Source organism: Lonsdalea britannica (genome assembly GCF_946477055.1).
GTDB classification, from domain to species: Bacteria; Pseudomonadota; Gammaproteobacteria; order Enterobacterales; family Enterobacteriaceae; genus Lonsdalea; species Lonsdalea britannica_A.
The window spans coordinates 1-3,611 of record NZ_CAMKXG010000306.1; the positions used below are offsets into that span (position 1 = coordinate 1).

The 3,611-nt window shown below is 54.9% G+C and carries 2 protein-coding genes and 1 pseudogene; all 3 read left to right on the forward strand.

Annotated elements, in window-relative coordinates; translation table 11 throughout:
* Window positions 1-693, forward strand: a pseudogene (locus Q7O77_RS15665) (sugar hydrolase); the annotation flags it as partial.
* Between the two features lie 130 nt (window positions 694-823).
* Window positions 824-2,413 carry a carbohydrate porin gene (locus tag Q7O77_RS15670; protein WP_304169475.1) on the forward strand — a complete coding sequence of 530 codons (1,590 nt, stop codon included), beginning with the start codon at window positions 824-826 and terminating at the stop codon, window positions 2,411-2,413.
* 46 nt (window positions 2,414-2,459) lie between these two features.
* Entirely contained in the window at window positions 2,460-3,491 is a 1,032-nt protein-coding gene (locus tag Q7O77_RS15675; RefSeq protein WP_304169478.1) for a nucleoside hydrolase, read from the forward strand.
* Window positions 3,492-3,611 lie beyond the last annotated feature (120 nt).

Consider the following 3,611-nt stretch of genomic DNA (forward strand, 5'->3'; position numbering starts at 1 on the left):
GAACTGTGGCCGGTGGCAAAACAGCAGCTCACGCTGGCGCTGAAGAATGTCAACGCGCAGGGACTGTTCGTCGCCCCGGAGAAGGATTACGTGTTTATCGACTGGAATCCGGGATCGGACCAGAGCGCCGCGTTGAAAGGGCTTGATAAGCAGGCGGCCATTCAGGGCGTTTTGATTTTCAGCTGTCAGGAAGGCATCGAACTGGCGAAAGCGTTGGGTCGCGAGGCCGAGGTTCAGCCTTTCGTGGAAGCGGTCGCGAGAATGAAACAGGCGGCGCGCGGGCTGTTTGATGAACCGTTGGGTGTATTTGTCAGCGGCGAGCAGCGGCAAATCTCCTGGGCTTCTCAGGCATGGATGGCGCTGGCCGACGTGCTGCCTCAACCGCAGATGGCGCAAGCGCTGGCCCGTGTCATGACGATGCCCGACGCCGTGCGTCCTCTGACGCCCTATCTGTACCACCACATGGTCGATGCGCTCATTCGCTGTGGCCTCAGCCAGCAAGCGCGCAAGCTGGTGGAAGAGTATTGGGGAGCCATGGTCAAAACCGAAACGAATACCTTCTGGGAAGCGTTTGATCCCAAAAATCCGCTGTCGTCGCCCTATGGCAGTAAACAAATCGACAGCTATTGCCATGCCTGGAGTTGTACTCCCAGTTACTTTATCCGCCGCGGTTTCGCGTACGGAGAAGCCTAAATAAAAAGCGTTAGAGGTGAGGGGGCGGAACATCGCCGCTTCGAATAAAAACGTTGAATAACACACGTTGACCGGGAATAGCGGGCAGGTGCGTTTGCGCCCACCGTGAATCAACATTGGAAATACCATAATGATAAAACTTAACTCTGCATCCCTAAAAATTATCACGCTGGCTTTATTATCCGCTGGTGTGCCCTATCAGGCGCTGGCCGCGAAATTAACCGTGGAGGAAAGACTCGAATTACTCGAAAAAGAATTAAACGCGACTCGAAAAGAGTTGCAGGAATATAAAATCGCCGCCGGTCAGGCCCAACAAAATACGGCGCCGAAATCTGGCGAGGTTAACGTGGCGGTGGCGAACAATCCACCTCAGTCCACCGCGAAGGCATCCGGTGATTCGTCCGCCGCGGCGTCCAATGGACGTGCCAACACCGCCGTCTCTTCGACCCCGATGACGCTCGACGATATCAGCCAATATGTGAAAAACGACATCGGTTTTACCTACTCGGGTTATTTCCGATCAGGCTGGGCCACCTCATCGCGCGGCGTGCCCAAGTCTTACGCGATAGGCTCTCTGGGCCGTTTCGGCAACGAGCACAGCGGCTGGTTTGACTTGATTCTGAACCAGCGCGTCTACGATCAGGATGGCAAAACCGCCCATGCCGTCGTCTGGCTCGATGGCAACGTGGGGCAGTCATACAGTAACGGCGTGTTTGATTCCAGCAGCGACAACCTGCTGCAATTTTCCGATATGTACGTCACCACCACGGGCTTTATTCCCTTTATCCCGGAGGCTTCTTTCTGGGTCGGAAAACATTATCTGAAAAATTATGAAATTCAGATGCTGGACTGGAAAGCGCATAAGGCGGATTCGGCGGGCGCGGTGGGTCTGGAGAATATTAATGTGGGCGTAGGGAAATTGGATGTGGCGTTATTGCGTCAAGATCTGGATCTCTACAATAAGTCCTACACCTCAACCACGCAGGTGAATACCAATGCGATTGATATCCGCTACCGGGAAATTCCGCTCTGGGATAAGGCGACGCTGGAAATAGATGGTAAATACAACACGGCGAATGAAAGCGACAGCCAGCATTCGAGCAATTATTTCGAATTAAAAGACGCCTGGCTGGCGACCGGATTCCTTCGACAGAAATTCGACAACGGCGGATTTAATGAATTTGCCCTCCAGTACGCCAGTAACTCGATCGCCAGCGGCTTTATGCGGATATCCGACGCCAACCCAGACTACGGCGATGGCAAATATTATTACGGTGAACATACCGGAGGAACGGCATTCCGGCTGATCTCGCAGGGGGAAACTTACCTGCGTCCCGACGTGATTATGGCCAACGCGCTGGTCTATGGCCGCGGCAGCGATCTGTACAGTTATGAAACCGGCGCGCATACCGATTTCGAAACGTTCCGTGCAGTAGTCCGTCCCGCCTATATCTGGGATCAGTACAACCAGACCGGCGTCGAGCTGGCTTATTTCAACCAGACCAACAAGGCCGGCGGGGTTAACTATCGGGAGTCGGGATACAAAACCACGTTGTTCCACACCCTGAAAGTCAGCACCAGCATGCTGACCTCTCGCCCGGAGATCCGTTTCTACGCCAGCTATCTGAAATCGCTTGAAAACGGCATCTCTCAATTCAGCTTCGAGGACGACAAAGACGATCAGTTCAGCCTTGGCGTCCAGGCGGAAGTTTGGTGGTAATGCGGCGTTGGGATGTTTTGGCCTTTTCGCTTATGAGGAGTTTTTGATGACAACCCCTAGAAACAAGAAACGTGGATGGATGCTGATGAACAGTGGTCTGGCTCTGGTTTTCCTCGCGCTGTGGAGCGCGTCGTCGCTGGCGGCCGTGCTGCCGTTTGAGGTCGTCGATCACAAGCAAATCAGAGTCATGATCAGCAGCGATGCTAAAAACGAGGCGGACGACGATTTTGCCGTGGCGCATGCGTTGATGACGCCCACGCTGAAAGTGACCGGTCTGATCGCCGCGCACTACGCGCGTACGGCGCCGATGATGAAACGCGATGGCGCCGACAGCATGATGGAGAGCTACCGTGAATTGCAGCGGTTGACACAGGTGATGGGAAAAACGACGGTACCGGTTTATCGCGGTGCGTCCGGTCCGCTTGAGGGCAAGCCGGCCCTGAGCGAAGGGGCGCAGCAGCTGATCAACGAAGCGAAAAAGGACGATCCTCATCCGCTGTTTGTGCTGGTGCTCGGCGCGCTGACCGATGTTGCCGCGGCGCTGCAGGCGGATCCGACGATCGCCAAGAAAATAACCGTGATTTGGATCGGCGGCATGCCTTATCCCAAGGGCGGATGGGAATACAATTTGTTCAACGATCCGCAGGCGGCGAATGTGGTGCTCCAGTCCAGCGTCCCGTTATGGCAGGTGCCGCATAACGTCTATATGTCGGTCAGGGTGTCTCTGGCGGAGCTGGCGGCGCGCGTCAAACCGCAGGGCAAGGTCGGAGAGTATCTGTGGCGGCAGTTGATCGACTTTAATCGGGAAATCTCGATGACCTTAAAGGACGTGCCTTGGCCGAAGAGCGAGGTGTGGGTATTGGGTGATAATCCGTCGGTCGCCCTGTTGCTGGATGACCACGAATACCAGTACACGCTGCATGATGCCCCGCGAATCAACGATGACCTGAGCTATGGCGCGCAGGAAAACGCCCGCCAGATCCGGGTTTACCATGCGGTGGACAGTCGTTTTACGCTGGAAGATTTCTACGCCAAACTGGCTTTGCTCTACGGGCAAAAGGCGGCACAGGCACAGTAATCATCGGGTTAACTTCTTTGGTTTGATCGTGTCTTACCGTAAACCCAGCAGCAACGTCACCTAAGCCGTCACAGAAAACGTGGCGGCTTTTGTTTAGAGCACCCGCCCGGCTTGAGAAAA